Origin of the sequence: Streptomonospora wellingtoniae (assembly GCF_031845375.1) — a bacterium.
GTDB lineage: Bacteria > Actinomycetota > Actinomycetes > Streptosporangiales > Streptosporangiaceae > Streptomonospora > Streptomonospora wellingtoniae.
Window position 1 is genome coordinate 117,045 of the sequence record NZ_JAVREK010000012.1, and the last position, 25,801, is coordinate 142,845.

Sequence of the window (25,801 nt, forward strand, 5' to 3'; positions counted from 1 at the left end):
CCGGGGGACCACACTATAGCCGAACAGCCGTTCGATCGACGATCATTCCGAGGTCGGCCCCGACGTCAGGCTTTCGGGCTTCTCGCCCTTGCCGGTCCGGTTGCGCGAGCGCAGCAGGCTCGCGACGACCGTGATCACCATCACGCCGGTGATGACGCCGAGCGACAGGCCGGTGCCGATCTCCGGCACGGGAACGTGGTTCTCGTGCAGCGCGTGCAGGATCATCTTCACGCCGATGAAGACCATGATGATCGCGAGCCCCCAGCTGATGTAGGCGAGCCGGTCCATCAGTCCCGCCAGCAGGAAGTAGAGCTGGCGCAGTCCCAGCAGCGCGAACGCGTTGGCGGTGAAGACCAGGTACGGGTCCTGGGTCAGACCGAAGATCGCCGGGATGCTGTCGACGGCGAACATCAGGTCGGTCACGCCGATCGCCACGATGACCATGAGCATGGGCGTCACGTGGCGGCGGCCGTACTGCTTCACCGTCAGGCGGGCGCCGTGGTAGTCCTCGGTAACCGGCCAGAACTTGCGCACCGTTCGCGCGGCGAACGTGTCGGTGAAGTCCTTGTCCTCGTCGCTGCCCTTGACGTGGTCGTGGACGATCTTCACGGCGGTGTAGATCAGCAGGGCGCCGAACGCGTAGAAGACCTCGCTGAACGCGTTGATCATCTGCGCTCCGATGACGATGAAAACGCCGCGCATGACCAGGGCGATCACGATGCCCACCAGCAGCACCTCGTGCTGGTATTTGCGGGGCACCGCGAAGGCGCTCATGATCAGGTAGAAGACGAACAGGTTGTCGACGCTGAGGCTCTTCTCGGTGAGGAAGCCGGCGAAGTACTCGCCGGCGACCGTCGTGCCTCCGAAGAACCACAGCCCCACCCCGAAGAGGATGGCGATCCCGATATAGAAGACGGCCCACCAGGCCGCCTGCTTCATGCCGAACTCGCGCGGGCCGGACTTCTTGCTCCAGGGGTGGTCGACGATCGCGAGGTCGATCACCAGGATGGCGATCATGCCACCGATCGTGGCCAGCCATACCCACAGCGGAATGTCCACGGGCTACTCCTCCGGTTGCCGTGCCCGTGCCGTGGAGCTTCGGACACACATGTACACCGGAGGTCTTTCCCGCCCGGACCGGGCTCCCCGGAGGGAGGCCCGACTGGACCGGCGGCACCGGGTGCGCTCATGGGCCCACCGTGGTGACGACACCGCCGCGTAAGGGATACTCCCCTCACTGTTGCCGAAGGATCCAACGCGCACGGCGGCGTGAAGGTTCCCCCTATTCCTCCATGATGCCACCAGGGCCGCCCGGGTGGGACGGCCCGGCCCCTGCGGCGAAGATCTCAATCGAGGAACCCTCCTGTTCACAGGCCTGGGAATACCGGACACCGCAGCCGCTCACTGTCGGACGACTGTCCCGAATCGGCGGAACTACGCGTATCCACCGCCCGCCCCCGCACCGCCGCGGCCGGCGCGCGGAGAGTCGGGTCAAGGCGCCCGCGGATCCCCCCGGGGGCCGAAGCGGGCGGAGCGGGCACTCCCGCGCTCGGAGCGGGGCGACACGGCGCGCGCTCGCGGGGCGGGGAACCGCGGGTGCTGCTCGCCCGGCATCGGCGCCCGGACCGGGACCGGTCCCGGCGCGTGCGCGACGCGGCGGCCCGCGAAGAAGAGGCGGCCGAGCGGCCCCACCGGGGCGCTTTCGCCGTCGAAGCGGGCGTACTCCACCGCCGCGGTCAGCGCGGCGACGGCGCACAGGGCGGCGGTGCGGTGGCGCGGCGGCAGCGCCGCGGCGGCAGCGGCGCCCACGGCGGCGCCCAGCGCTCTCGCGCCGAGGCCGCCCAGCGTGGCGCGCTCGGCCAGGTCCTCGGGCAGCAGCGCCGCCGCGGCGCCGAGTGCGGCTCCGGCGACGCCCGCGGCGGGCCCGCACAGCAGCGGCGCTCCCGCGGCCAGCGCGACGCCGGCCGCGCGCCCCGGCCGGGCGTCGAACAGGTGCGCGAGGTTCGCGGCTCCGGCGACCAGGGCGCCGTCGGCCAGCGCGCCCGGCGCGCCGCCCCGGCCCAGAAGCGCGCCGGCGGCGAGCCCGACCGCGCCGGTTCCGGCCGTCTGGACCGCCCCGGTGGTGATCCGGCCGCGGGCCAAGGCGGCCAGGTGCGTCGCGGCTCCGCCGCCGCTCGCCCCGTCGGCGCCGCCGGAGAGGTCGCCGTAGGCGCCGAAGACGGCCGATCCGGCGGCTGCCAGCACCACCGCGGCGCGAACGCGGCGCGGCGTTCGGGGCGCCAAGGCGGCGCCCGCGCAGACGCCGAAGGCCAGCGCGGGCCCTTCGAGCAGGGTGACGTCCCGGCCGCCGGGGGTGGTCCGGTACCAGACGTCGCGGGTGTGCTCGGCTGTGCGGAAGACGTCGTCGACGGTGCCGTGCTGCGCCGGGCGCCGGAGGATCCGGTAGGCGGTGCGCGCTCCGGCGGCGCCGAGCGCCGCGCCGGCGAGCCCCGACCCGGCGGCGCGCAAGGGCACGGGCAGGGAGGGGATGCGGTGCGCAGAAGGGACCTGTGACGTCGCCGGTGTCCTCGGGGGCGCGGCGGCCAGGGCGGGGACGGCTCCGAGCGGCCGGGCGGGTTCAGTGGGCGGCGGCTCGGACCGCTGCCCGCGCCGTGCCGGGCGGAACCGGGCACCGCCTACCCGGAGGCGTCCGGTTCGTCCGGAGCGCACAGTCGTTCAGGACCGGCCGGGGCGGCGGTGCGGGTCGATCGCCGACTCCGGCGACCCGCCGTCGCCGCCCTCGGACGCCTCGTCGCCCCCGGCGTCCTCAGCACCGCCGGCGCCGTCGGAGCCGTCCTTTTCGCCATCTGCACGGCGGGCGCCGGGCAGCGGCGCGGGCAGGAACGCTTCGGCGCCCTCGGCGACCCCGTAGGCTCCGGTGCGGCCCTCGGCCGCTGCGGCCACCGCCAGGACGGCGGCGACGTCGCCCGCGCTGCGTCCGGCGGCGTCGACGGTGGTGTAGGCGGCCTCTTCGGCGCGGGCGAGGCGGACGAGGCCGCCGGGGCCCGCGGAGTCGGGGCCGCCGACGAGCACCGCCGCCTCACCGAAGCGGTGCAGCGCCGCGGCGGTGTCGAGCATGGCCCGGTCGGCGGCCGAGCCGCCGGATCCGTCGCCCGCCGACGCCGATGCTGAGGCCGCACCCGAGCCGCCGGCGAACGGCCCGTCCGGCGCGAGCACCACGGTGAGGTCGGCCGCGCCTGCGGGCTCGCCGTGGACGCTGAGCAGGCCCCCTTCGGCGAAGCCCGCGAGAGCGGCCGCGGCGTCGAAGTCGGACCCGGCGTCGGAGCCGGAGCCGCCCTCGGCGGGCTCGCCGCCGGACCGCAACAGCGCATCGCCCAGCAGCGCTCCGGCACGGTCGTAGGTGCTGCCCTGCGGTAGGCCGGCGTCTGCGGCCAGCTGCTCGGTCAGCTCGCGCACGAAGACCGCCTCGCCCGCCTCCACGTAGGTATCGGCCAGGGTCAGGCGCCCCGGCACACTGCCGCCGGCCTGCTCGATGCGTTCGACCACGCCCTCGCGCAGTTTGCGGTCGGTACCGGGCGCTTCGACCACGGCGACGCCGACCCCGGCGAGGCGGTCGTGCAGGATCGCGCCGGCGTAGGCGTCGGCGAGCCGGTCGCCGCCGGTGCTCAGCCGCTCGGCGAGATCCTCGCCGGATCGCGGCCGCTCGGCCTCGTTTGACGGTTCCGGGTCGCCGGCGCCCCGCGCCGCCGTCAGGGGCCGCAGGAGGGCGCCGCCAAGCGCGATTCCCACCGTCAGGGCGAGGAAGACGGCGATGACGGACACCAGGTGGTAGCGGAAATCGATCACGTGAACAGTCCCGTCAGCCTGTAGGCGTACTCGGCGAGGACGTGCCAGCGCGGCGAGAGCAGGTCGGCGAAGCCGACTCCGCCCGGCGCGGTGAAGGCCGCCGCGACGACGACCGGCAGGGCTGCTCCCGCCAGCGCGAGCAGCGACCAGGGTGATATGCGGCTGCGGTGGAGCCGGGCGGCGCCCCGCGCGTCGACGAGCTTGCCGCCCACGCGCAGCCGGGTGAGGAACATGCCGGCCATGGCGGCGCGGCCGCGGTCGAGGAACTCCTCCAGGTCGGAGTGGCTGCCGGCGAGCACGATGAGCGAGGCCCCGGCGTCGTCGGCGAGCAGCATCGCAGCGTCCTCGGCCGTGCAGGCACCGCGGAAGGCGGCCGCCTCGCGGCCGAGGCCGCGCACCCGCTTCAGCCCGGAGGCGCGGCCGTCGCGGTCGGCGTGGACCACCAGCTCGGCGCCGCCGGACAGCGCCTCGTCGGAGACGCAGTCGAATTCGCCGATCACGATGTCGGGCCGGTGGCCGGCATCGATGAGGGTGTCGGCGCCGCCGTCCACCCCGATCAGCACCGGGCGGAACTCGCGTATGTAGGCGCGCAGTGCGGCGATGTCCTCGCTGTGGCGGTAGCCGCGCACGGCGACGACGACGTGGCGGCCCTCCATGGGCGTCGCCACAGCGGGCACGCCGACCCCGTCGAAGATCAGGTCGTGTTCGCTGCGCAGGTACTCCACCGTGTTGGCGGCGAACGCCTCAAGCTGGACCGCGATCCCCGCGCGTGCGGCCTCCATCGCGGCGGAGACGGCCTCGGACGTCTGCGGCGTACCGGTGGCCAGCACACTCCGGCCGCGCACGAGGGTTCCGCCGTCCAGAGTGAGCCGCTCCCCCTCGTGTACGCGCGCGAAGATCTCGGGATCGACGTCGTCGACCAGCGGTACTCCGGCGTCGACGAGCAGTCGGGGCCCGAGGTTGGGGTAGCGCCCGCTGATGCTGGGCGCGATGTTGAGGACGGCGCCGACCTCGCGGTCGAGCAGCGCCTCGGCGCTGACCTGGTCGAGGTCGACGTGGTCGATGACGGCGATGTCGCCCGGCCGGAGCCGTTTCGCAAGGTGCTTGGTCCGGCGGTCGCACCGGACGGGTGCGGTGACACCGGTGGAGCCGCCGCCTCGCGCGCGGCCGAACCGGCTGAGACGGGCGCCGATCGCTTCCGGGACCTTCATCGCCGGAATGCTGCCACAGCCGCCCGCCTTCCCCGAGCAGGTTCGACTACGCGGAGTGTCGTGGTCATTGCAGTACGAATCGTGCATCCGGTGCCCGATGCGCGGCGGGGCGCACATAGCCGTCCGCGCCGCGGGCGGGTGCGCCGCGGGAGGTCAGGCCTCCCGGTCCGCCGAGGCGATCGTGAGCAGCTCTTCCGCGTGGGCACGGCCGAGCTCGGAGTCCTCCAGGCCGGCGAGCATCCGCGACAGCTCCCGAGTGCGGCCGTCGCGGTCCTGCCGGGTGACGCCGCTCTCGGTCACGGTGCCCTCGCTGGACTTCTCGACCACCAGGTGCGCGTCGGCGAACGCGGCAACCTGGGGCAGGTGGGTGACGACGATCACCTGGGAACTGCGCGCCAACCGGGCCAGGCGGCGGCCGATCTCCACCGCCGCCTTGCCGCCGACGCCGGCGTCGACCTCGTCGAAGACGAAGGTCGGCACGGGGTCGGCCCCCGCGAAGACGACCTCGATTGCCAGCATGACGCGGGACAGCTCGCCACCGGAGGCGCCCTTGTTCAGCGGTAGCGGGGGTGCGCTGGGGTGCGGCGCGAGCAGCACCTCCACGTCGTCGCGGCCGTGCGGGCCGAATGCCTCGCCGGTGGTGAGCTTGACGCTGACCCGGGCGTGCGGCATGGCCAGGGCGGTCAGCTCCGCGGTGACCGCGGCGCCGAAGGACTCGGCGGCCCCGCCGCGCAGCTCGGTCAGCTCGTCGGCGAGGCCGGTGAGCTGCTCCCGCAGTTCGGCCTCCTCGGCGTGCAGGCCCTCGATTCGCTCGTCGTCGCCCTCCAGCTCGGCGAGGCGCTTGGCGGCGTCCTCGGCCCAGGCCAGCACGTCGTCGGTGGTCTCGCCGTACTTGCGGGAGAGCTGGGCGAGCTGGGCGCGCCGCTCTTGGACGGCCGCCAGGCGCGCGGGGTCGGCCTCCACGGATTCGGCGTAGGAGGCGAGCTCGGTGGCGGCGTCGCTGATCACGTAGCTGGCCTCGTCCAGGCGGTCGGCGACCGCCGCGAGGGAGGTGTCGTGCTCGCGTACCGCGGTGAGCGCCTGGCGGGCGGCGGCCAGCAGGCCCACCGCGTCGGCCTGGACCTCGGCGGCGGGGTCGCCGGTGAGGGCTTCGTGTGCGGTGGTGGCGCCCACGCGCAGGGAATCGGCGTGAGCCAGGCGGGACTCCTCGGCGAGCAGCTCGGCGTCCTCGCCCGAGACGGGTTCGGCCGCGGCGATCTCCTCCACTCCGAAGCGCAGCAGGTCGGCCTCCTGGGCGCGTTCGCGCGCCTGGGCGGTCAGCTCCTCCAACGACGCGGCGACCTCGCGGTGGCGGCGGTAGGCGCCGCTGTAGGAGCGCAGCGCGCGGGCCAGCGGCTCGCCGGCGTAGCGGTCGAGGGCGGCGCGCTGGCGCTCGGGGCGCAGCAGCCGGTGCTGGTCGGACTGGCCGTGGACGGCGATGAGGTCGTCAGCGAGGTAGGACAGCACGCTCACGGGTGCGGAGCGCCCGCCCAGAGTGGCGCGGGAGCGCCCCTCGGCGGAGACGGTCCGGGTGAGGATGAGGACGTCCTCGTCCAGCTCGCCGCCCGCCTCGGTGACGCGGTCGGCGACGCGGCCCTGGGTGGGCACGGTCAGCCGGCCCTCCACAGTCGCGCGGTCGGAGCCCGGACGGACCCGCTGCGGGTCGGCGCGGCCGCCGAAGAGCAGCCCCAGCCCGGTCACCACCATGGTCTTTCCGGCCCCGGTTTCACCGGTGACGACGGTGAGACCGGGCGACAGCTCCAGCACGGCGTCGTCGATGACGCCGAGACCTTGGATGCGGACTTCTTCGAGCACCGAATCCTCTCCTGCTCACCATTGGCGTGCGTGCGGTCGGGACGCGCTCGGGCGAGGCGTCCCCGTTCGGCGGTCGGCTAGGCGTCGTACTCGGAACGCCCGCGCCAGCCGGCGACCGGCAGGGCGAACTTCGCCACCAGCCGGTCGGTGAACGGCGCCCGCTGCAAGCGCGCGAGGCGGACCGGCAGTTCAGCGCGGGTCACCTCGATTCGTGCCCCTGCGGGCAATTCGACCATACGGCGTCCATCGCACCAGAGCACGCCTGCGGTGCTATCGGGTACGACTTCGAAGGCAACGGTGGAGTCGGGCGAGACCACGATGGGCCGGGCGAACAGCGCGTGGGCGCCTATCGGCGCAATGACCAGCGCCTCGACCTCCGGCCAGACGATGGGCCCGCCGGCGGAGAACGCGTGCGCGGTCGAGCCGGTGGGCGTGGCGCACACCACGCCGTCGCACCCCCAGCGGGACAGGGGGCGGCCGTCGATCTCCAGCACCATGTCCAGCATCCGCCGGGCACTGGCCTTCTCCAAGGTCGCCTCGTTCAGCGCCCAGGTCCGCACGGGGGGCGCGGTGGCGTTGCGTCCGCCGTTGTAGACGGCGATGTCGAGGGTCATGCGCTCCTCGACGTCGTAGTCGCGGTCGACCACGCTGCGCACCGTCGCTCCGAGGTCTTCGCGCTCGGCCTCGGCGAGGAAGCCCACATGCCCGAGGTTGACGCCCAGCAGCGGCGCTCCGGCGGGGCGCGCGATCTCCGCGGCGCGCAGCAGGGTGCCGTCTCCGCCCAGGACCATCACCAGCTCGGCGCCTTCGGCCGCGTCGACTCCGCCCACGGCCTCGACCGGGTCGAGGCTGCAGCCCGCCAGCTTCAGCTCGTCGAGCTCCGAGGCCAGCATCCGCACGGTCAGCCCCGCCTCGGTGAGGCTGCGGTGGACCAGTTGAGCGCTGCGCATGGCCGCAGCGCGGCCGGTGTGCGCCAGCAGCAGCACGCTGCGTCCGTCCGATACGGGGCTGGTCATCGGGTCTCCTCAAGGTCGCCTGGCAACACCGCCCTCGACCGCCGACGGCCGGCGTGCCCCGGCGCAACCGGCGGTGCGGGATCCGCGGCACCGGCTCGCACCGGCCGAGTCACGCTACCCGCCCTGGGTGGGCGTGTCCCACAACGACGTTATCCACATCCGCGGACCCGGGGTGGCGGCGGAGGGGAAAGGCGGGTTTGACTCGAAGTATGGACTCGGGACCGGTCACCGCCCGCCGACCGAACAACGCCGCGCGACGCCCGCCCGGCGTTGTTCGGTCGGCGCCGCTCGCGGGCGGTGCGTGGCCCACCGCCGTGCCCGTTCGACAGCGCCGCGGCGGCCGGAGGCGGCCCCGCGGTCGCCGGAACCGGCCACGCCTCGTCCGTTCGGCCGCCGCTCCGGTTCGGGGGCGCGCGGGGCGCACCGGTGCGCCCGCTTCGCTACTGCGGGCCCTCGGCCACCGCGCGGCGCAGGCGCTCCTCCGACAGCGGCGGCTCGCCCGCGCGCAGCCGGAGGAAGTACTCGACATTGCCCGAAGGCCCCGGCAGCGGACTCGCCGCGACCCCCGCCGTGCCCAGTCCCAGTTCGCGGGCCCTTTCGGCCACGGTACGCACCGCCGCGGCGCGCAGCTCGGGCTCGCGGACCACGCCGCCCGCGCCCACCCGCTCTCGGCCGACCTCGAACTGCGGCTTGACCATCATCGCGAAGTCGGCTCCCGCCGCGGCGCAGCGCACCAGGGGCGCAAGCACGAGCGTGAGCGAGATGAACGACAGGTCGGCCACCACCAGGTCGGGCAGCGGCTCCCCCACCTGCGCGGGTTCCAGGTCGCGAACGTTGCACCGCTCGACGACGGCCACCCTGTGATCGCTGCGCAGCGACCATGCCAGCTGCCCGTATCCGACGTCGACCGCGACCACCGACGCGGCGCCGCGCCGCAGCAGCACGTCGGTGAAACCGCCGGTGGAGGCGCCGGCGTCCAGGCAGCGTCGGCCCGCGGCGTCGATCCCGAACGCGTCCAGCGCGCCCACCAGCTTGTGCGCCCCGCGCGAGACGTAGGCGGGCTCGTCGTCGGGGGCCTTGACCACGATCGCCTGGTCCAGGCCGACCTGCGTGGCGGCCTTGCCGGCGGTCACGCCTCCGACGAGCACGTGCCCGGCTTCGATCAGCTCGCCCGCGTGGCCGCGCGAGCGCGCATGGCCGCGGCGGACGAGTTCGGCGTCCAGTCGGCTGCGCCTGACCATGGGGTTGGAGTGCACCCACCTTTCGGGGACCTGCGGGACCGTCTGCGCGCCGGCGGGGCGGGGCGGCGCGCCCGCGGCCTCGGGCGGTCGTCTGCTCGCCCGCTCGCGCGCGGCCGGTGCCGCGCGGCGTCGCGCGGGAACCCCGCGGGCCCTGCGCCGCCCGCGGCGCCGCAGGGTGCGGCGCCGGTTGGGCAAAGCATACGAGATCCCGGGGACGCCCGCCCGCGGCGGCGGCCCGGCGGACGGCGCCTCCCGCCGCTGCGGACCCGCGGCGCCGGAGCGGCCGAATCCGCCGGGGCTGCCGGGCTACACCGGCTGGGCTGCGCGGACCGTGCGCCTCAGGTGCCGCGCGGTCTCGGATCCGGGGTCGGCGAGCAGCTCGGCGGGCGTGCCTTGGAACACCACCTCGCCTCCGTGGCGGCCCGGCCCGGGCCCGAGGTCGATGATCCAGTCGGCCCGGGCGACCACGTCGAGGTCGTGCTCGATGACGACCACCGTCGCGCCCGCGTCGACCATCCGGTCGAGCAGTGCGACGAGGTCGGCGGTGTCGGACATGTGCAGCCCGGTGGTGGGCTCGTCGAACACATAGACGCCGCCTCCGCCGCCGCTCAGCTCGTCGGCCAGCTTGAGCCGCTGCCGCTCGCCGCCGGAGAGGGTGTTCAGCGTCCGCCCCAGAGCCGGATACCCCAGCCCCACCTCGTCCAGGCGTGCGAGCACGGCGTGCACCGCGGGCTGGGCGAACACGTCGCGTGCCCGGTGCACGCTGAGGGCCAGCACCTCGGCGACGGTGCGTCCGCCGAGGCGGTACCGCAGCGCCTCGGCGGTATAGCCGGTGCCTTTGCAGGCCTCGCAGGGGCTGACGACCGGGTCCATGAACGCCATGTCGGTGTAGAGCGCCCCGAGCCCGTCGCACGCCGGGCAGGCGCCCTCGGCATTGGAGCTGAACAGCGATGCGCTGACCCCGTTCTCGCGGGCGAAGAGCCGGCGAACGGTGTCGAGGATCCCGGTGTAGGTGGCCAGGCTGGAACGGCGGGAGACCCTGATGCCGCGCTGGTCGATCACGGTGGCCTCGGGGCAGACCCGGGGCAGGTAGCCGTGGACGAGGGTGCTCTTGCCCGAGCCGGCGACACCGGTCACGGCCGTGAGTACGCCGAGGGGGATGTCCACGTCGACGCCGCGCAGGTTGTGGCGGTCCGCTCCGCGGATCGCCAGCAGGCCCGCCGGGCTGCGGGGGGCGGTCTTGGGCTCGGGTCGGCGAAGCAGGGCCCGGCCGGTGGGCGTGGGAGCGGCCGGCAGCCCTTGCGCACCGCCCTGGTAAACCACCCGCCCTCCGGCCTCGCCCGCACCCGGGCCCATGTCGACGACGTGGTCGGCCACCGCGATGACGTCGGGGTCGTGCTCGACGACCAGCACCGTGTTCCCCTTGTCGCGCAGCCGCCTCAGCAGCCGGGTGAGCCGGACGACGTCGTGCGGGTGCAGCCCGACGCTGGGCTCGTCGAAGATGTAGAGCATGCCGCTGAGGCTGCTGCCGAGGTGGCGGACGGTCTTCACGCGCTGCGACTCCCCGCCCGAGAGCGTCGCGGTGGGCCGGTCCATCGACAGGTACCCCAGCCCGATCTGCACCATGTGGTCCAACCGGTCCGCGAGCGCCTCCGCCACCGGGGCGGCGTCGCCCGCGTGCATGCCCCGCACCGCCTCCGCCAGCTCCTCGGCCTCCATCGCGGCGCAAGCGGCGATTCCGAGCCCGTCGATCCTGCTCGACAGCGCCTCCGAAGAGAGTCGGGCGCCCCGGCAGTCCGCGCAGCGGGCCTCGGTGACGACCCTGTCGAAAGCCGCGCGGGCCCTGGGCTTGAGCGCGTCGGGGTCCTTGGGCAGCCAGATGCGCTCGAACCGGGGCAGCAGCCCTTCGTAGGCGGCGGGCACCGGGCCGCCCCGGCTGGGCAGGTGCACCTCGGCCGGGGTGCCGTGCAGGAACGCCTTCCATTCGGCGGGGGTGTAGTCGGCCAGGCGCTTGTCGTTGTCGAACAGGCCGGAGTCGGCGTAGGTGCGCCACATCCAGCCGCCGACGTGGAAGGTCGGGAACCGGATCGCCCCTTCGTTGAGCGAACGGCCGCGGTCCACCAGCTCGTCGGCGTCGACGGTGCGCACAGTGCCGCGGCCGGCGCACCGGGGGCACATGCCCTGCGGGTCGTTGAACGAGAACCGGTTGGAGGGGCCGATGCGGGGACGGCCCGCGCGCGACCACAGCAGCCGCATCAGCGAGTAGATGTCGGTGGCGGTGCCGACAGTCGAGCGCGCGTCGCCGCGAAGCCGGCGCTGGTCGACGACGATCGCCGGCGCCAGGTCGTCGATCTCGTCGACGTCGGGGCGGCCGTAGCGGGGCAGCCGGTTGCGCGCGAAGGCGGTGAAGGTTTCGTTGAGCTGGCGCTGCGACTCGGCGGCGATCGTGGCGAAGACCAGCGACGACTTGCCCGATCCGGACACGCCGGTCACGACCGTCAGGCGGCCCTTGGGGATGTCGACGGCGATGTTCTTGAGGTTGTGCTCGCGAGCGCCTGCGATGCGGATGCGGTCATGTGCCATGCGGCGACGGTAGGACTGATTGCGGTCGGATCCCGGCCGCAAATTGGCGCACACTTGGAGGGTGATGGGCGGACCGAGCGGACGGATGCTGGAGCTGCTGTCCCTGCTGCAGAGCGGCCGGACGTGGACGGGGCGGGAGCTGGCCGAACGCGTCGGCGCGTCGCCGCGCACTCTTCGGCGCGACATCGACCGGCTGCGCGACCTGGGGTACCCGGTCGAGTCCACGCGCGGACGGGGCGGCAGCTACCGGCTCGTGGCGGGCCGCGCCATGCCGCCGCTGCTGCTCACCGACGAGGAGGCGGTGGCCGCGGTGGTCGGGCTGCGCCTCGCGTCGTGGGCCGGGGTGGCCGATGCCGGGGACGCGGCGGACAACGCACTCGCCAAGCTGGAGCAGGTGCTTCCGCCCCGGCTGCGGTACCGCGTGGAAGCCGTCTCCTCCTCGACCGAGACCGCCTCCCGCGCCCCCGCTGCCCCCGACCTGCGCACCCTGGAGCGCTTGGCCACAGCGGCACACGCGCGCAACCACGTGCGCTTCGCCTACGTCGACCGCGCCGGCCGCCGCGGCGAGCGCCGCGTCGAGCCCTGCCGGCAGGTGCTGCTGGGGCGTCGCTGGTACCTGCTGGGCTGGGACCGCGATCGCCGGGACTGGCGCACCTTCCGGCTCGATCGGATGGCGGACCTCGCCGTGCAGCCCACCACGTTCGCTCCGCGCGAGCTGCCCGGAGGCGACGCCGTCAGCTTCGTGCAGGACAGCGCGCGCTTCCCGATCAGCCGGCATCGCGGAGTGGTGCGTTTCGCCGCCCCCGTAGAACGGGTCTCAGAGCAGCTGACCGCCGAGGCCGGCGCCTTGGAGGCCGTCGGCCCCGACTCCTGCCGTTTCGTGACCGCCGCCGACTCGTGGGAGTGGATCGCGATCACGGTGGCGATGGTCGGCGTGCCCTACACCGTCGAGGGCCCGGCAGAGCTGGTGGAGTTCACCCGCGGGCTCGCCGAGCGCATCGCCCGGGCCGCCGGGTGACCCGCGCCCGGGGCGCCGGGCGCGGCGGGCGCGGGAAGCGGTCTTTGCCGCGGCCCGGCCGCTCAACACGTCGAGCGGCCGGCGCACGCGGGCCCCACGGCCGGACCGCCGAACGCGCGGCGGGGGGGCGCGGGGCCGCTCGTCGTCAGCGTCGGGGCCCATCGTCCTGTTCGAGGCCGTTGAGGACGGTGGACAACTCCTGGTGCAGTTCGTCGAAGACGGCGACGTGGTCGGCGGTGGGCATGTCGTCGAGGGCCGCCAGGCGATCGCGGGCCATCTGCAGGGTTCGTTCGGCGATTCCCGCCGCCAGCTGTTCCTCAGTGGCCGCGTGTGCGTCTCCGGCCGTTTCCGTGTGGGCCAGGGGGGTTGCGTCCGTCACTTCCGCGCCGCCCTTCATCTGTGCGCGCATTGCCGTGCTACCGCCGCGGAGCCGACGCGCTGCCGCGGCACCGGTCCTATTGTGCGATTCCGGTCGTGCTGTGGCTATTGGTCGTTCTTCGTGCTGTTCTTACCACGGCTGCCGGTGCGTTTCGCGTTACTGGTCTTGGTGACGGCGCCACCGCGACCGGAACCGGTCTTTGCCTTCGTGGAGCGCTGCTGACCCTTGGCGGCGGACGACGGCTTCTTGTTGGCGGCCTGCCCGTTCGCAGAACCGCTGCCGCGCGTCGAGGCGTCGGACTGCCCGCCTTCGCCGTCGGCTGCCTCCGCCTCGGCGCTGCCGGGCTGCGAGGGCGCGCCTTCGTCGGCGGACTGCGCGGGGCCGCCGGAGTCGTCGGGCCTGTCGGACGCCCCGAATTCCGCGGTGGCCTCCTCCGCCGGTTGCGCGGCCCGAACGGAATCCTCGGTGCTCGGCTCCGCCTGCGCCGCCGCTTGCTCGGCGCCTTCCTCGGGCGCCGCCGGCGCCGCGGCTCCGGCCGGCTCCCGCTCCTGTGCGGGTGCGGGTGCGGGTGCGGGTGCGGGTGCGGGTGCGGGTGCCTGCGATCGGACCTGTTCGGCGTGCTGCTGCACGACGGCCTGCAGTGGGACGGTCCGCGGCTGTGTGCGCTGGGCGGCCAGGCGGCGCTCCAGCTCGGCGACGCGGCGGGCCAGGCGGTCGTAGTCGGCGCGGCTGACGACCTCCGTGCGCTCCAAGGCCCGCTCCACCTCACTGCTGACCAGCGAGTGCAGCGCGTCGCGGTTGGCGTCGGCGGTCTCGATCAGCTCGCCTGCCAGAGCCTGGATGGGCGAGCCCGCGCGCGCTCCGCCTTCGGCGGGCTCCCCCGCGCCGGACGGGCCGCCGGGCGGCGCCGAGGAGGCGGGGCGCTCCTCGCCCGCCTTGAGGATGACTTTGGCCGCGGCGACAGCGCGTTTGCGGGTCAGTTCGGTGAGTCCGTTGACGGCTTCGAAATAGGCGCGCACCGCGTCGACGAGCATGGTGGCTTGCTCCTTGCTGATGCCTGAGAAGCGGAAGGATCGGCGGTTCCACAGCGGAGTGGGACGCAGCCGTAAACGCTACCGGGCGTGCGGCCCCTACGGGCGCGCGTTCGCAGGGTCGAACGGCATTGCGGCGCAGTGCGCCGATGGGGGCGCACGGAGCGCGGGGCGCCGCGGCGCGGCGGCGCGCGAGCGCGGGCGGTGAGGCATCATTGGGCCCATGGCCAGTCTTGAAGAGTGCCGGGCGGCGATCGGCAAGGTCTCGGACCGCATCATGGAGGTCGACCCCGCCGACCGGCGCAAGCACATCGCCGAGCGGACCGTCAGTCTCACGGTGACCGACCTGGACGCCGTCTTCGACATGCGGCTGACGGAGGACGGGCTGCAAGACGTCGTCGAACGAGCGGCCGACGAGCCCGCGCGGCGTGCCCAGGTGGGGATCACCGTCTCCAGCGACGATCTCGTGGCGCTGTCCGAGGACCGCCTGGACTTCGCCAAGGCCATGTTCGGCGGCCGGGTCAAGCTGGACGCCAACTTCAGCGACCTGATGCGGCTGCGCAAACTGCTGTGATCCCCCTGCCCGCCTGAAGACGGGCGGTCCCTCCGCCGCCGGCGGCGGCGGCCGGGCATCTCGTGCACCGGCACCGGCACCGGCACGGACCCACCCGTGCTCCTCTCCGCGCGGCCGCCTCGGACATGCGGGACGAGGGCGCGGGAGCCTCCCACGGGCGACCGAGACGCCACGCGGGGACGGGTATCGTGCCAGCGTGCGGACACACTCGGGCGCGGACGCCCTCGAATTGGCGCCGCTGCGCGGGGTGCGCTACGCCGACTCCGACGCGGGCCGGTTGCTCGACTCCCCCGACTTCGACATCACCCGCGTACTGGCGCCGCCCTACGACGTGCTGGACGCGGCCTCCTTCGCGGACCTGACCCGCGCCGAACCGCACAACGCGGCGCGCTTGACCGTGCCGCCGGTCACCGTGGGCCAGCGGCCGGGGTCGGGCCCGCCCATCACCGCGGCCGACCGCTACTCGGCCGCCGCGCGGACGCTGCGCCGCTGGCTTGACGAAGGCATCCTGGTGCGCGACCGGGAACCGGCCGTCTACGTCTACGAGCAGACCCTGCCCGGCGGCGAGCGCCAGCGCGGTCTGATCGGAGCGCTGCGGCTGCCCGACCCGTCGAGCCCGATCGTCCGGCCGCACGAGCACGTCGCTCCGGGTCCGGTGTTCGACCGGGCGCGGCTCATGGCGGCCACCCAGGCCAACCCGGAGCCGATCCTCCTCCTGTACCGCGGCGGCGCCGGAGCAGCCGCGCGTATCACCGGCACGGTGGCCGACACCTGGCCGCATCCGACGGTGGACACCACGACCGCGGACGGCGCCGACCACCGGCTGTGGGCCGTCACCGACACCGGGCTGCACGGCGAGATCGCCGCGGACCTGGCCGCGCGCACCGCGCTCATCGCCGACGGGCACCACCGCTACGCCGCCTACCAGCGGCTCAAGGCGGGCCGCCACGGTCCGGGCCCCTGGGACCACGGACTCGCCTTGCTGGTGGACTCCGACTCCTCGCCGCCCCACGTGGGGGCCATTCACCGGGTCCTGCGCGGCCTGGACACCGAAGCCGCGGTGGCGGCGGCCTCCGCAGTGGCCGAGGCGGTGCCGCTGCCCGCGGACGCCGTGGGGCACCCACCGCCGGCCGCGGCGGGCGCCGACGGACCTGCACTGATGCTGGCAGCTCCCTCCGGCGGGCGGCGTTTCCTACTCCGCGTCGACCCGGCGCGGCTGGCCGCGGCCTACCCCGACCGCTCCCCGGGTTGGCGGGCACTGCCCACCGCCGCCCTGCAGTTCCTGACCGGGGTGTGGGGGCTGGGTGTGGACGACGTCGACCTCGTGCACGACGACCCCGCGGCCGCGCTGGCCGCAGCCCGGCCGGGCGACGACACGGCGGTCCTGCTGGCCCCGGTCCCGGTCGAGGAGGTCTACGCCGTCGCCGCCGGCGGGGAGCTGACACCGCGCAAGACGACGTCCTTCGGCCCCAAGCCGCGCACCGGCCTCGTCCTGCGCGCCGGAGGGCCCGGATTCGGCTGATCCCGCGGCGACCCCCCGGTCGCGGCGGCCGCCGCGACCGCAGCGAGGGGTTCTCTCCCGCGAGGCAGCCCCCGACTGTCCTGTAGCTGTCAAGGGAATGCGATTTCCAGGTGCGATGGCTACCAGATCGCCGGTGCTCTGGCGGGTGCAGGCGCGCGGCCGCCCGGGCCTGCCTCTCGGGCGGGACGGTGGAGTGGCGAGGCCGCAGCGAACCGGGGGCGAGGACCCGGCTAGGGTGGGAACCGGGACATGCGCCACCGTCCCGCGGGCGGGATCGGCGTGCCGAGGCGCTCGCGGTGCGTTGCGGAGCCCGCGCCGATCCGATCGGGCAACCGGCAACCCCCGGAACCCTCGCGCCTCCTCGTCCGCAAGGGCACCGGCCGACGCGGCGGTGCCCTTGCCCCGCGGGCCGAGTACTCCGCGCCACAGGCCGCGGACGGCCCGGACGCCGGACCGCCGCCCGCGGCCGCCGGTACGGCACCCGCCGAAGCGCGGGGCGACCACGGAGGATTCAGATGACCGAGGGCACGATCCTGCTCAGCGCAGGGCGGCCGCTGAACGAGTTGTACGACGCGGCCCTGCTCGACCTCGACGGGGTCGTCTACGTCGGCTCCCGCGCCGTTCCCGCCGCGCCGGAGGCCGTCGACAAGGCGCGGGCGGCCGGTATGCGGGTGGCGTTCGTGACGAACAACGCCGCGCGCACACCGGCACGCGTCGCCGAGCGGCTCCGCGCGATGGGCGTCGCCGCGGCTCCGCATGACGTGGTCACCTCGTCGGAGGCGGCCGCACGACTGATCGCCGAGCGCGTCCCGGCCGGTTCGGCGGTCCTGGTCGTGGGTGACACCGGACTGCGGATGGCACTGCGCCGACACGGGCTGAGTCCGGTGTCGACGGCCTCGGACCGGCCGGCCGCCGTGGTTCAGGGCTACTCCCCTCGGTTGAGCTACGACCTGATGGTGCAGGGCGCGCTCGCGGTCGATGCGGGAGCGTTGTTCGTGTCCGCCAACGGCGACGCGACCGCGCCCCTGGACTTCGGTGTGCAGCCGGGCAACGGCGCGGCCACCCGCGTCATCGCCCACGCCACGGGACGGGAACCGCTTGTGGCGGGCAAGCCCCAGCGGCCGCTGCACGAGGAGGGCGTGCTGCGCACCGGAGCGCAGACTCCGCTGGTGGTGGGCGACAGGCTCGACACCGACGTCGAGAGCGCCACCGTGCGCGGTGTCGCGAGCCTGCTGGTGTTCTCCGGCGTGACGACCCCCGCCCGAGCGGTGGCCGCCGCTCCCGAGCACCGCCCCGCCTACCTCGCCTGGGACCTGTCGGGCCTGAATCAGATGCATCCCGAAGTCCGTGCGGAGTCCGGTCGAGCGGTCTGCGGCGGGTGGACCGCCGAACTGCGGGAGGGCCGGCTGCGTCTGTCGGGGCAGGGCCGACGCCTCGACGGACTGCGCACCGTATGTGCGTGCGCGTGGGCCGCCCATCCCGATGCCGCACCTGCGGAGGGCCTCGCCGGCGAAGCCCTCGCCCAACTGGGGCTGCCGGACGAGAGCTGAGTGGCCCTTCTGCCACCGGTGAGGCCTCCGCCATCGGGGGCGCGTCCGACCCCCGCGGATTCCCGCAGAACCCCGTCCCGGCCCGGTCGGCGCATCCCCGTGCGCCGACCGGCGCACCTCAGCACACCACGGCGCCGCGGTCCCGTGCCCGGCGGACGGCCCGTACCCCGCCGCCGCGCACGGGAACGGAACGCCGCATCACCCCCGGGCGGCCTCTGCTGAAGCAGCGGGGTCGGGGCAGCGGCTGACGCGCTGGACGGCGCGGGCCTCGATCTCCACGACGCTCGCCGACCCCTTCGGCGACCTCCAGAAGCGCCTGCGGAGTGCGCCGCTGACCTGGACGACGTCGCCGAGCCGCCACTCGCGGGTGCGCTCCTCGATGGCCTGCTGGAAGCTCACGCAGGTGATGGGGTCGGCCGACTGGCTCGGGCGCTGCTGCGCAGGCGCGCGTGCGATCGAGACCCGCCAGGTGGTCAGCCGGTCGCCGCTGGCGAGCTCGCGGACGTAGGGCTCGGCGGTGATGCGTCCGGCGACGACCACCTCGTTGCGGTGGCCCGCCTCGCGCCCGCTCTCGCGGTCGAGCGCCGCCTTGGCGGGTCGCCGCGCGCCGGCACGATCGGGTGCGGCGGGCTCGGTGGGAACGGTCGCGGGCGCCGGGGCGGTGGCCGTGGTACCGGTCGTGTCGGGCATGGTTCCTCCCTGCGTTGGAGACTCGATGGTCTAGCGGCGGCCGGACCGCCGGGCGGACCGGCCGGGCCATTCCAGAATCCGGCGCGCACACCTCCCGCGGAAAGCGCGATTCGCTGCCTGTGGAAAACCCGTTGCGCGGAGGCGGCCGTATTCGCCCCGGAGGAAGCGCGGGGCGGCTAGCAGTGTCCGGAGCATTGGAACGCTTCGGCCTCGTGCGCCTGCTCGACCGAGGCGGTCGCGGAGCCGGAGCGGAGGCCGGTCCTCGCCGACGGCGTCCGGGCCCTGCGCCGACCGGCGGAGAGCGGCGACCGGCGGTCCGCTACACGCGAGGCTCATGGAGCCGCGACAAGTCCCGTGCCGGTACGCGACCGACCTCCGCCGCCCGGCCGGTCCGAGCCGACGGCCGGTGAACTAGATTCGGCACAGGAAGCCCGGACGGTCGGCGCAGGCGGAATCGCACGGCCGCCCCAGCCGGCGACCGGGGACCCGCGTCGGCCCGTGCGGTGGGCCGCCGTTCGCGAGCGGAAGGAGACGCCAGGTGCACGACGACGTGGACTTCACCACGCTGCCCAGCGGGATCACCCCCCTGGGCGACGACATCTTCGCCATCGACACCCTCATGGCGGGCTATCCCGGCATTACATCCAGCTACCTGCTCCGCACCGAGCGCCCGTGCGTAGTCGAGGTGGGCACCGCGGGGTCCGCCGCGGTGCTTCGGAATGCGCTGCAGGCGCTCGGGGTCGGCCCCCGCGACCTGGCCACCGTCGTCGTCACCCACATCCACCTCGACCACGCGGGCGGCGTCGGCGACATCGCGGCCATGTTTCCCGAAGCAGAGATCGTCGTCCACGAACGCGGCGCTCGGCACCTCGCCGACCCCTCGCGGCTGATGCGCAGCGCCCGCATGGTCTGGGGCGACCGGCTCGACGTCCTCTTCGGCGACCTGCGCCCCACCGACGCCGCCCGCATCCGCTCCGTCGCCGAGACCGGCGAGGTCGACCTGGGCGGCGGCCGGCGGCTGGTCGGCCACTACACGCCCGGCCACGCCAAGCACCACATGGGCCTGGTCGACTCCGCAACCGGCGACCTCTACGTGGGCGACGCCCTGGGCGTCTACAACCCCGCCACCGGCGACGTGCGGCCCGCGACCCCGCCGCCGGACTTCGACCTGGAGGCGGCGCTCGCGTCGCTGCGGCTGTTCGACGGCTTCGGGGCGCAGCGGCTGATGTTCTCCCACTTCGGCGCGGTCGAGACCGTCGGCGAGACACTGGCGGCCGCCGAGGAGGAGCTGCGCGTGTGGGTGGAGGCGGTGCGCGGAGCACGGGCCGACTCCCCCGACCTGGACCACGCGGTGGCCATGGTCCGCGAACAGGTCCGCAACCGCTACGCCCCCGCACCCGACACCCTCTCCGAGTCGGCCGAGGTCATGGAGGTGCTCAGCGGAGTGCACGGCAACGTCTCCGGCATCGCCCACTGGCTCGACCGGGTCGCCGCCGACCAGCGCGAGGCGGCCGGGGCCGACGGAGCCGGACAGGACTCCGGGCGCGGCTGAGCCGCGCGTGTCGCGGGTCGCCCCACCACCGGCTCGCGTCGCGCTCCCGCGACCGGTCGGCGCCGCCGGAGGTGCTGCGCCGTCGGCGGCGCGGCCGCTCACGGCGCGCCGGGCAGGCCCAGCGCGCGCAGCAGGTAGGCGTAGATCCCGTCGTCCCAGGAGAGTTCGGCGGGCAGCACGTCGAACTCGCGGACCTCGTCGGTCTCGAAGCCGCCGTCCAGCGGCCGCCGGGCCGCCACCTGCGCGTGCGTGACGACCGTGGTGTGCCCGCCGGACAAGACGTAGTACCCGTCGACGTGGACCTCGCCGAGCTCGGCGCCCGCCTCTTCGCGCGCCTCCCTGCGGGCGGTGGCCTCGACGTCCTCGCCTGCTTCGGCATGACCGCCGGGGAACTCCCAGGCACGCCTGCTGTGGCGGACCAGGACCGGCCGAGCGCCGTCGAACAGCAGGCACACCACGGAGTCGTGAGCGGCGGGCAGCCGGCCAAGGTGCACGGCGGCGCCGTTCAGCGGCGGTTGCGGCGTCATGGCTGGTCACCTCGATGGTCGCTGGCGGGGCGGACATGCCCGCCCACTAGGGTGGCCCCGGAGGGGTGCGGTGTAACCGTATTCTCCTAGAATTCAGGAACTCCCTGTTCAACAGCGGATTTCTATACCGCGCGAGCTGGGAGGACTTGGACAGATCCCACGCCATAGGGCAGGGTTGTCCAGGCGAGGTCGAGAAGAGACACGCATGGTGTGCCGGGAAGTCTGGTCGGCGATGTACTGAAACGCGTACTGACGACCCGGGAGTTCGGCCATGGTGACCAAGACGGGTGCACACGCGCTCGCCGACGCCCTTCGTAAGGACTCCGTCGGAGGGTTCCTGCTGATAGGTGCGGCCCTGGTGGCGCTCGTCTGGGCCAACTCCCCGTGGGGGGAGCTCTACGAGACCATCCGCGGCTACACCATTGGCCCCTCGGCTCCGCTGCACCTGGACCTGACCATCGAGCACTGGGCCGCCGACGGGATCCTGGCCCTGTTCTTCTTCATCATCGGCGCCGAGCTCAAGCAGGAGTTCGTCCACGGCGAGCTGCGCAACCCGCGCCGGGCCATGCTGCCCATCGTCGCCGCCGCCGGAGGGATGGCCGTCCCGGCGCTGGTCTTCGTCGGCATGAACGCCGCCCGGCCCGAAGGCCTCTCCGGCTGGGGCATCCCGATGGCCACCGACATCGCGTTCGCGCTGGCCGTTCTGGCGATCATCGGCCGCCATCTGCCGCCGGCGCTGCGCACGTTCCTGCTCACCCTGGCCATCGTCGACGACCTCGGCGCGATCATGGTCATCGCCGTCTTCTACACCGATGAGCTGCACTTTCCGGCACTCCTGGCCTCCCTCGCGCTCCTCAGCCTGTTCGGCTACCTCCAGCGGGGCCGCGGCCCCGCTGCCGCCCTCGACCGCTCGCCCCTCCCCAACTGGGTGGTGTACGTGCCGCTGGCGCTGGCGATCTGGGCGCTGATGCACGAGAGCGGCGTGCACGCCACGATCGCGGGCGTCGCCATGGGCATGCTGATGCGCAGTTCCACCACCCAAGGCGAGCGCGAGTCGCCCCTGCATCGGGCCGAGCACATGCTGCGCCCCTGGTCGACGGCGCTGGCGCTGCCGATCTTCGCGCTGATGTCGGCGGGCGTGGCCCTCGGCGGCGTCGGGGAGATGCTCACCGACACCGTAGCCCTGGGCGTCTTCTTCGGCCTGGTGGTCGGCAAGCTCGTCGGTATCCTCGGCGGCGCCTGGCTCACCACGAGGCTGACCCGGGCGGAGCTCAACCCGACGCTGAGCTGGTGGGACATCGCGGGCATGTCGGTGCTGGCGGGGATCGGCTTCACCGTGTCCCTCCTGATCACCGAACTGGCCTATCCGGGCGCGGCAGCGCTGCTGGAGAACGCCAAGGGCGGTGTGCTGTTCGCATCGCTGGCCGCGACCCTGCTTTCCGCCGGTGTGCTCGGCTGGCGCAGCGCGCACTACCGGCGGAGCGGGGTCAGCGAGAGCGCCGAGGCGCACAGCGGCTGAGACCGCGTGCACGGGGACCGCGTCGCGGGCGGAATGCGGCACCCTCGGCGAGCGCGCGCTACGGCGTGCCTTCCGGCAGTGTCTCGCGGTGGAATGGCCGGAGCCTGTCCGGGTACTTTGGGCATATTCCCCTCCGCCTGCGCGCCTCTCCCCGAAGGATCCACCGATGCCCCTCGGCCGGTCGGTCGCCCGCTGTTGCAGCCGGTCCGGTGCGGTGCGCGCCGGCGCGCACCGCCGGATCTGCGCGCTGGTGCTCGCTGCACTCGTCCTCGCACCGGCAGGCTGCGCGGCGCCAACCGGGACCGGCCGGCCCGGCACTGTCGAAACCGTCGTAGGCACCGGGAAGACGGGCTGGATCGACGGCGGGTACGGAGGCGATGCCGGCGACGCGCGCTCGGCCCGGCTGAACGCGCCCCGCGCCCTGGCGTTCTCCGCCGACGGCACGCTCTACATCGCCGACACCGACAACAACCGGATCCGCAGCGTCGACCCCGACAGCAACACCGTCAACACCGTCGCCGGCGGCGGGAGCAAGGACTGGGCCGGTGCAACTAGCGCCACGGACGTGGCGTTGCCCGAGGTCACCGACCTGGCGGTCGACTCCTACGGCGACACCCTCTACATCGCGGCGATGCTGGAGAACCAGGTGGCTGCGGTCGACCTCACCGACGGTTCGATCGAGATCCTGGCCGGCCGCGACGACGGCAAGGCGACGGATATGCGCGAGCGCGAGGCCAAGCGCCTGCGCGGGCTGTGGTGGCCGTCCGGCGTCGCCGTCGGCCCCGACGAGACCCTCTACATCGCCGACAGCGGCAACGGCCGCGTCATCGCAGTCGGCCCGCACCGGGGACGCGGCACCGGGCATCCCCACGCCGAGCATATCCGGGTGGTGGCCGGCAACGGCGCCGCCGCCCCCGACGCCGGCCCCTGGAACGGCGGCACCCCGCCGGGCGGCGGGTTCGGCGAGCTCGGACGGCTGGCTGTCGGCGGTGACGGTTCGGTCTACTTCGTCGACGCCACCCTGGGCCTACGCAAGATAGACGGCTACGACAACACCGTCAGCCCGGCGTGGAACCCGGACCTGCCGGCGGACCCGGAAGCGCTCGCGGTCGCGGCCGAGGGCGGCACGCTGTACGCGGCCGACACCGCGAGGAACCGGGTCCTCGCCTACGTGCCGGGCCGCCGGGAGCCGATCGTCGTCGCCGGAACCGGAACGCACGGCTTCAGCGGCGACGGCGGCCCCGCCCGGCAGGCGGCCCTGGACTCCCCCGGCGGACTCGCGATCAGCCCCCGCGGGGACCTCTACATCGCGGACACCCACAACCACCGCATCCGGGTCGTCTACGACGTCGCCGCGGCCGTGGGGGAGCTGACGGACTGAACGGCCGGCCTCGCCGGCGGCCGACGCCGCCCGATCAGTGTTCCGATCCGCTCCCCGGGGCCTCATGGGGCGCTTCCGCGTCGCCGTCCTCGGCGGCGCCCGGCTCCTCCGGTCCGGCCGGGGATGCCGGCGCTTCGGCGGCCGCAGGTGCCGGGCCGGGCTCAAAGGAGGGCTCGGAGCGGGACGCGGTGGGCCGATCCGGACGGCGAGGAGGACGCGGCTCTTCCGACTCCCCCTCCTCGAACTCCTCGTCGGCGGCGTAGGGGTCCTCGGCGTCGGTCCAGACGACGTCCTCGCCGATGTCGACGATCTCCACGCCCTCCAGTTCCGCGAGCCTCTCGTCGGCGTCGGTCAGTCCTTCGCGGTCCACCGCCGAGGCGCGCGCGAAGTACTCGCGGGCGTCCTTCCTTCGGCCGCACGCGAGGACGGCGTCGGCGTAGGCGTAGAAGAGGCGGGCGACCCACGGGCGGGCCCGCCGCTCCTTCAACTCGGGGATCTGCAGCTCGACGACGGCGGCCTCATGCTGCCCGAGGTCGTGCCGGGCACCGGCGGCGACGATGCGCAGCTCGACGCGGTCTTCTACGGGCAGGTTCTCGGCCTCCGGCTCACGGGCGATCTCCAGCGCCCTCTCCGGTCGGCCCAGGCCGCGCTCGCAGTCGGCGATCATCGCCAGGAAGTTGTCGCGGCCGGTCATACGGCGGGCCGCTCTCAGATCCGAGAGGGCCTCCTGCCACTTGCCGACGGTGTAGGCGGAGATGCCCGCAGCCTCCCGCACGACGCCCAGCCGCGAGGCCCTGCGTCGAGCGAAGGCGGCGTGCTCATAGGCGCGTTCGGGCGCCTCCTCCAGAAGCCGAGCGGCCGCCGCCAGGTGCCGGCCCACGATCTCGGCCAGCGACTTGGGCAGACTGTTCAGCTCCCGGCGGACCTCCGGGGTGAGCTCGCTGAATGTGACCTCGTCGGGGAGCTGGGGAGCGCCTTCGCGGGGCTCCCGCTGCTGCGATCCCGAGCGCGTTCCGCCCTGACCTCCGCCGGGGCCGCGGCGCTGAGGCCGGCCGCTGCCGTCGCGCCGGTCCCGGTCGGGGCGTCCGCCGCCGGAGCGGCGGTCACCGGAACGGTCGCCACGGCCGCCACCGCGGAACTCCCGGTCGCCGCGGCCTTCATCGCGCCGTCCTCCGCCTTCGCCACGGGGACGGCCGGCACCTCCGCCGCGTGCCCCGCCGCGGTCGTCGCGGCGGTCGGAACCGCCGTCTCGGCCGCCGTCGCGACCGCCGCGGAAGCCTCCTGAACGACCGCCGCCGGAACGGGGCCGACCTCCGTTGCCCGCGCCTCGGCCGCCGCTCGGACCACCGGAACGAGGGCCGCCTCCAGAGTTGCGTGGTCCCGAGCCGTTGCGGCTCCCGCGGCTTTCGTCAGTCATGCTTCCGTCCGTAAACAGTCAAAAGCGCTGCCACTCATCGGTAGCAGCGCGTTGTTTCATCCCAGGTCTTTCACTCTACCCGCATGCGGTTCCGGAATCGCCCGTCGTGCCGCCGGACCGAAGCGATGAGCCCCGTCGCCGCTGAGATCCGGCGGCAGCCGCGAGAGGATGCCTCTGGGAGAAGACGCTTTCCGGACCGGGCCCCGCGCCGGACCGCACTCGGCTGTTCAGACAGTCACCGACGTATCGGGCGGCGGGTCTCCAGGACGGGTCGCAGCGGACCGGAAGGGCTCATCTGCTCTGCACGGAGACGCAGGCTGCGGCCGCGCCCGACCGCGCATCGCGCACCACCGGCGAGGAGCCGATGGATCCATACCGCCCGAGCGGTCGGCCCGTACCGCCGACCAGCTCCCAGATAACGCCGCGCATCGGCGCCTGAACGTGCACCTGATTCCCTTCTTGATGCGATCTCCGGCAAGCAGCCGGAACGCGGATCCGTGTTCGTATCATGACAGAAAGCAACCGACGCAAACATGGCTGTACCCCCTGGCTCGTCAGCGCTTAGGCGTGCCAAACGGGTGATCACCGTCGGTCCGATTACGAACACGATACAGCACCGACGAAGCGGCAGTGCAGCCCGCTGAGGGTTCGTGCACTTCATGCACCCAGCGTCATACCGAGTCCGCTCGGCTGTTTCCGGGCATAAAAAAAGGGTGGGAAGCCCCCAGAAAAGGGGACCTCCCACCCAATAAGAAATGCGGCGGCAACCTACTCTCCCACCCCCACCATGAAGGCAGTACCATCGGCGCAAAGAGGCTTAACGACCGGGTTCGAAAAGGGACCGGGTGTGACCCTCCCGCTATCACCACCGCAAACCACACACCCACACA

20 protein-coding genes and 1 rRNA gene are annotated in these 25,801 nt (G+C 74.0%); 7 read left to right on the forward strand and 14 right to left on the reverse strand.

The genetic code is table 11. The features are described from left to right. Nucleotides 1–42: 42 nt before the first annotated feature. The 8 genes from RM446_RS13465 to RM446_RS13500 form a co-directional block, all read right to left on the reverse strand. A complete protein-coding gene (locus tag RM446_RS13465) occupies nucleotides 43–1,059 on the reverse strand; it encodes a TerC family protein (protein ID WP_311545609.1) in 1,017 nt (338 codons plus the stop codon). A 432-nt stretch (nucleotides 1,060–1,491) separates the two neighbouring features. Next, complete coding sequence (locus RM446_RS13470) at nucleotides 1,492–2,514, reverse strand: hypothetical protein (RefSeq protein WP_311545610.1); 1,023 nt, start codon at nucleotides 2,512–2,514, stop codon at nucleotides 1,492–1,494. A gap of 201 nt (nucleotides 2,515–2,715) precedes the next feature. Further along, nucleotides 2,716–3,846: a copper transporter gene (locus RM446_RS13475; RefSeq protein WP_311545611.1), complete on the reverse strand. Its 1,131-nt coding sequence runs from the start codon at nucleotides 3,844–3,846 to the stop codon at nucleotides 2,716–2,718. Further along, the gene (gene steA, locus RM446_RS13480; RefSeq protein ID WP_311545612.1) at nucleotides 3,843–5,057 is read right to left on the reverse strand and encodes a putative cytokinetic ring protein SteA; all 1,215 of its coding nucleotides are present in this window, start codon (nucleotides 5,055–5,057) and stop codon (nucleotides 3,843–3,845) included. Before steA ends, RM446_RS13475 begins: the two co-directional genes overlap by 4 nt. A 153-nt stretch (nucleotides 5,058–5,210) precedes the next feature. Continuing rightward, complete coding sequence (gene recN / locus RM446_RS13485; protein ID WP_311545613.1) at nucleotides 5,211–6,911, reverse strand: DNA repair protein RecN; 1,701 nt, start codon at nucleotides 6,909–6,911, stop codon at nucleotides 5,211–5,213. Between the two features lie 77 nt (nucleotides 6,912–6,988). Then, complete coding sequence (locus RM446_RS13490; RefSeq protein WP_311545614.1) at nucleotides 6,989–7,927, reverse strand: NAD kinase; 939 nt, start codon at nucleotides 7,925–7,927, stop codon at nucleotides 6,989–6,991. A gap of 440 nt (nucleotides 7,928–8,367) precedes the next feature. Further along, the gene (locus RM446_RS13495; protein WP_311545636.1) at nucleotides 8,368–9,168 is read right to left on the reverse strand and encodes a TlyA family RNA methyltransferase; all 801 of its coding nucleotides are present in this window, start codon (nucleotides 9,166–9,168) and stop codon (nucleotides 8,368–8,370) included. 306 nt (nucleotides 9,169–9,474) lie between these two features. Next, on the reverse strand, nucleotides 9,475–11,751 hold the full coding sequence (locus tag RM446_RS13500) for an excinuclease ABC subunit UvrA (protein ID WP_311545615.1): 2,277 nt from the start codon (nucleotides 11,749–11,751) through the stop codon (nucleotides 9,475–9,477). Between the two features lie 64 nt (nucleotides 11,752–11,815). On the opposite strand from RM446_RS13500, the gene RM446_RS13505 reads away from it, so the two are divergent. Then, the gene (locus tag RM446_RS13505; protein ID WP_311545616.1) at nucleotides 11,816–12,769 is read left to right on the forward strand and encodes a helix-turn-helix transcriptional regulator; all 954 of its coding nucleotides are present in this window, start codon (nucleotides 11,816–11,818) and stop codon (nucleotides 12,767–12,769) included. A gap of 145 nt (nucleotides 12,770–12,914) precedes the next feature. On the opposite strand, the gene RM446_RS13510 is transcribed toward RM446_RS13505, so the two are convergent. Both RM446_RS13510 and RM446_RS13515 read right to left on the reverse strand, forming a co-directional pair. Further along, nucleotides 12,915–13,148, reverse strand: a complete 234-nt coding sequence (locus RM446_RS13510) for a hypothetical protein (RefSeq protein ID WP_311545637.1) — start codon at nucleotides 13,146–13,148, stop codon at nucleotides 12,915–12,917. 104 nt (nucleotides 13,149–13,252) lie between these two features. Further along, entirely contained in the window at nucleotides 13,253–14,182 is a 930-nt protein-coding gene (locus RM446_RS13515) for a hypothetical protein (RefSeq protein ID WP_311545617.1), read from the reverse strand. A 220-nt stretch (nucleotides 14,183–14,402) separates the two neighbouring features. On the opposite strand from RM446_RS13515, the gene RM446_RS13520 reads away from it, so the two are divergent. The 3 genes from RM446_RS13520 (at nucleotide 14,403) to RM446_RS13530 (ending at nucleotide 17,825) form a co-directional block, all read left to right on the forward strand. Then, nucleotides 14,403–14,753 (forward strand): SCP2 sterol-binding domain-containing protein, encoded by a 351-nt coding sequence (locus RM446_RS13520; protein ID WP_311545618.1) that lies wholly within the window; start codon nucleotides 14,403–14,405, stop codon nucleotides 14,751–14,753. A 196-nt stretch (nucleotides 14,754–14,949) separates the two neighbouring features. Then, nucleotides 14,950–16,275: a DUF1015 domain-containing protein gene (locus RM446_RS13525; RefSeq protein ID WP_311545619.1), complete on the forward strand. Its 1,326-nt coding sequence runs from the start codon at nucleotides 14,950–14,952 to the stop codon at nucleotides 16,273–16,275. A gap of 515 nt (nucleotides 16,276–16,790) precedes the next feature. Continuing rightward, on the forward strand, nucleotides 16,791–17,825 hold the full coding sequence (locus RM446_RS13530; RefSeq protein WP_311545620.1) for an HAD-IIA family hydrolase: 1,035 nt from the start codon (nucleotides 16,791–16,793) through the stop codon (nucleotides 17,823–17,825). Nucleotides 17,826–18,023: 198 nt separating this feature from the next. On the opposite strand, the gene RM446_RS13535 is transcribed toward RM446_RS13530, so the two are convergent. Beyond that, entirely contained in the window at nucleotides 18,024–18,515 is a 492-nt protein-coding gene (locus tag RM446_RS13535; RefSeq protein WP_311545621.1) for a single-stranded DNA-binding protein, read from the reverse strand. A 538-nt stretch (nucleotides 18,516–19,053) separates the two neighbouring features. On the opposite strand from RM446_RS13535, the gene RM446_RS13540 reads away from it, so the two are divergent. After that, nucleotides 19,054–20,067 carry an MBL fold metallo-hydrolase gene (locus RM446_RS13540; protein WP_311545622.1) on the forward strand — a complete coding sequence of 338 codons (1,014 nt, stop codon included), beginning with the start codon at nucleotides 19,054–19,056 and terminating at the stop codon, nucleotides 20,065–20,067. 98 nt (nucleotides 20,068–20,165) lie between these two features. Here the strand turns inward: RM446_RS13540 and RM446_RS13545 are convergent, their stop codons facing one another. Beyond that, nucleotides 20,166–20,594: an NUDIX domain-containing protein gene (locus tag RM446_RS13545; protein ID WP_311545623.1), complete on the reverse strand. Its 429-nt coding sequence runs from the start codon at nucleotides 20,592–20,594 to the stop codon at nucleotides 20,166–20,168. 271 nt (nucleotides 20,595–20,865) lie between these two features. On the opposite strand from RM446_RS13545, the gene nhaA reads away from it, so the two are divergent. Continuing rightward, nucleotides 20,866–22,113 carry a Na+/H+ antiporter NhaA gene (nhaA, locus tag RM446_RS13550; protein WP_311545624.1) on the forward strand — a complete coding sequence of 416 codons (1,248 nt, stop codon included), beginning with the start codon at nucleotides 20,866–20,868 and terminating at the stop codon, nucleotides 22,111–22,113. A 166-nt stretch (nucleotides 22,114–22,279) separates the two neighbouring features. Then, nucleotides 22,280–23,494, forward strand: coding sequence for an NHL domain-containing protein (locus tag RM446_RS13555; RefSeq protein ID WP_311545625.1), 1,215 nt, complete (start codon nucleotides 22,280–22,282; stop codon nucleotides 23,492–23,494). 34 nt (nucleotides 23,495–23,528) lie between these two features. On the opposite strand, the gene RM446_RS13560 is transcribed toward RM446_RS13555, so the two are convergent. After that, entirely contained in the window at nucleotides 23,529–24,911 is a 1,383-nt protein-coding gene (locus RM446_RS13560; RefSeq protein ID WP_311545626.1) for a tetratricopeptide repeat protein, read from the reverse strand. Nucleotides 24,912–25,666: 755 nt separating this feature from the next. Continuing rightward, nucleotides 25,667–25,784: ribosomal RNA gene (gene rrf / locus RM446_RS13565) — 5S ribosomal RNA — on the reverse strand. Between the last annotated feature and the right edge of the window lie 17 nt (nucleotides 25,785–25,801).

Coding starts and splice junctions, on each gene's coding strand:
- steA (WP_311545612.1), bottom strand. CDS start 5,057: ATGAAGGTCCCGGAAGCGATCGGCGCCCGTCTCAGCCGGTTCGGCCGC.
- RM446_RS13490 (WP_311545614.1), bottom strand. CDS start 7,927: ATGACCAGCCCCGTATCGGACGGACGCAGCGTGCTGCTGCTGGCGCAC.
- RM446_RS13495 (WP_311545636.1), bottom strand. CDS start 9,168: ATGGTCAGGCGCAGCCGACTGGACGCCGAACTCGTCCGCCGCGGCCAT.
- RM446_RS13500 (WP_311545615.1), bottom strand. CDS start 11,751: ATGGCACATGACCGCATCCGCATCGCAGGCGCTCGCGAGCACAACCTC.
- RM446_RS13505 (WP_311545616.1), top strand. CDS start 11,816: ATGGGCGGACCGAGCGGACGGATGCTGGAGCTGCTGTCCCTGCTGCAG.
- RM446_RS13515 (WP_311545617.1), bottom strand. CDS start 14,182: ATGCTCGTCGACGCGGTGCGCGCCTATTTCGAAGCCGTCAACGGACTC.
- RM446_RS13520 (WP_311545618.1), top strand. CDS start 14,403: ATGGCCAGTCTTGAAGAGTGCCGGGCGGCGATCGGCAAGGTCTCGGAC.
- RM446_RS13530 (WP_311545620.1), top strand. CDS start 16,791: ATGACCGAGGGCACGATCCTGCTCAGCGCAGGGCGGCCGCTGAACGAG.
- RM446_RS13535 (WP_311545621.1), bottom strand. CDS start 18,515: ATGCCCGACACGACCGGTACCACGGCCACCGCCCCGGCGCCCGCGACC.
- RM446_RS13545 (WP_311545623.1), bottom strand. CDS start 20,594: ATGACGCCGCAACCGCCGCTGAACGGCGCCGCCGTGCACCTTGGCCGG.
- nhaA (WP_311545624.1), top strand. CDS start 20,866: ATGGTGACCAAGACGGGTGCACACGCGCTCGCCGACGCCCTTCGTAAG.
- RM446_RS13555 (WP_311545625.1), top strand. CDS start 22,280: ATGCCCCTCGGCCGGTCGGTCGCCCGCTGTTGCAGCCGGTCCGGTGCG.
- RM446_RS13560 (WP_311545626.1), bottom strand. CDS start 24,911: ATGACTGACGAAAGCCGCGGGAGCCGCAACGGCTCGGGACCACGCAAC.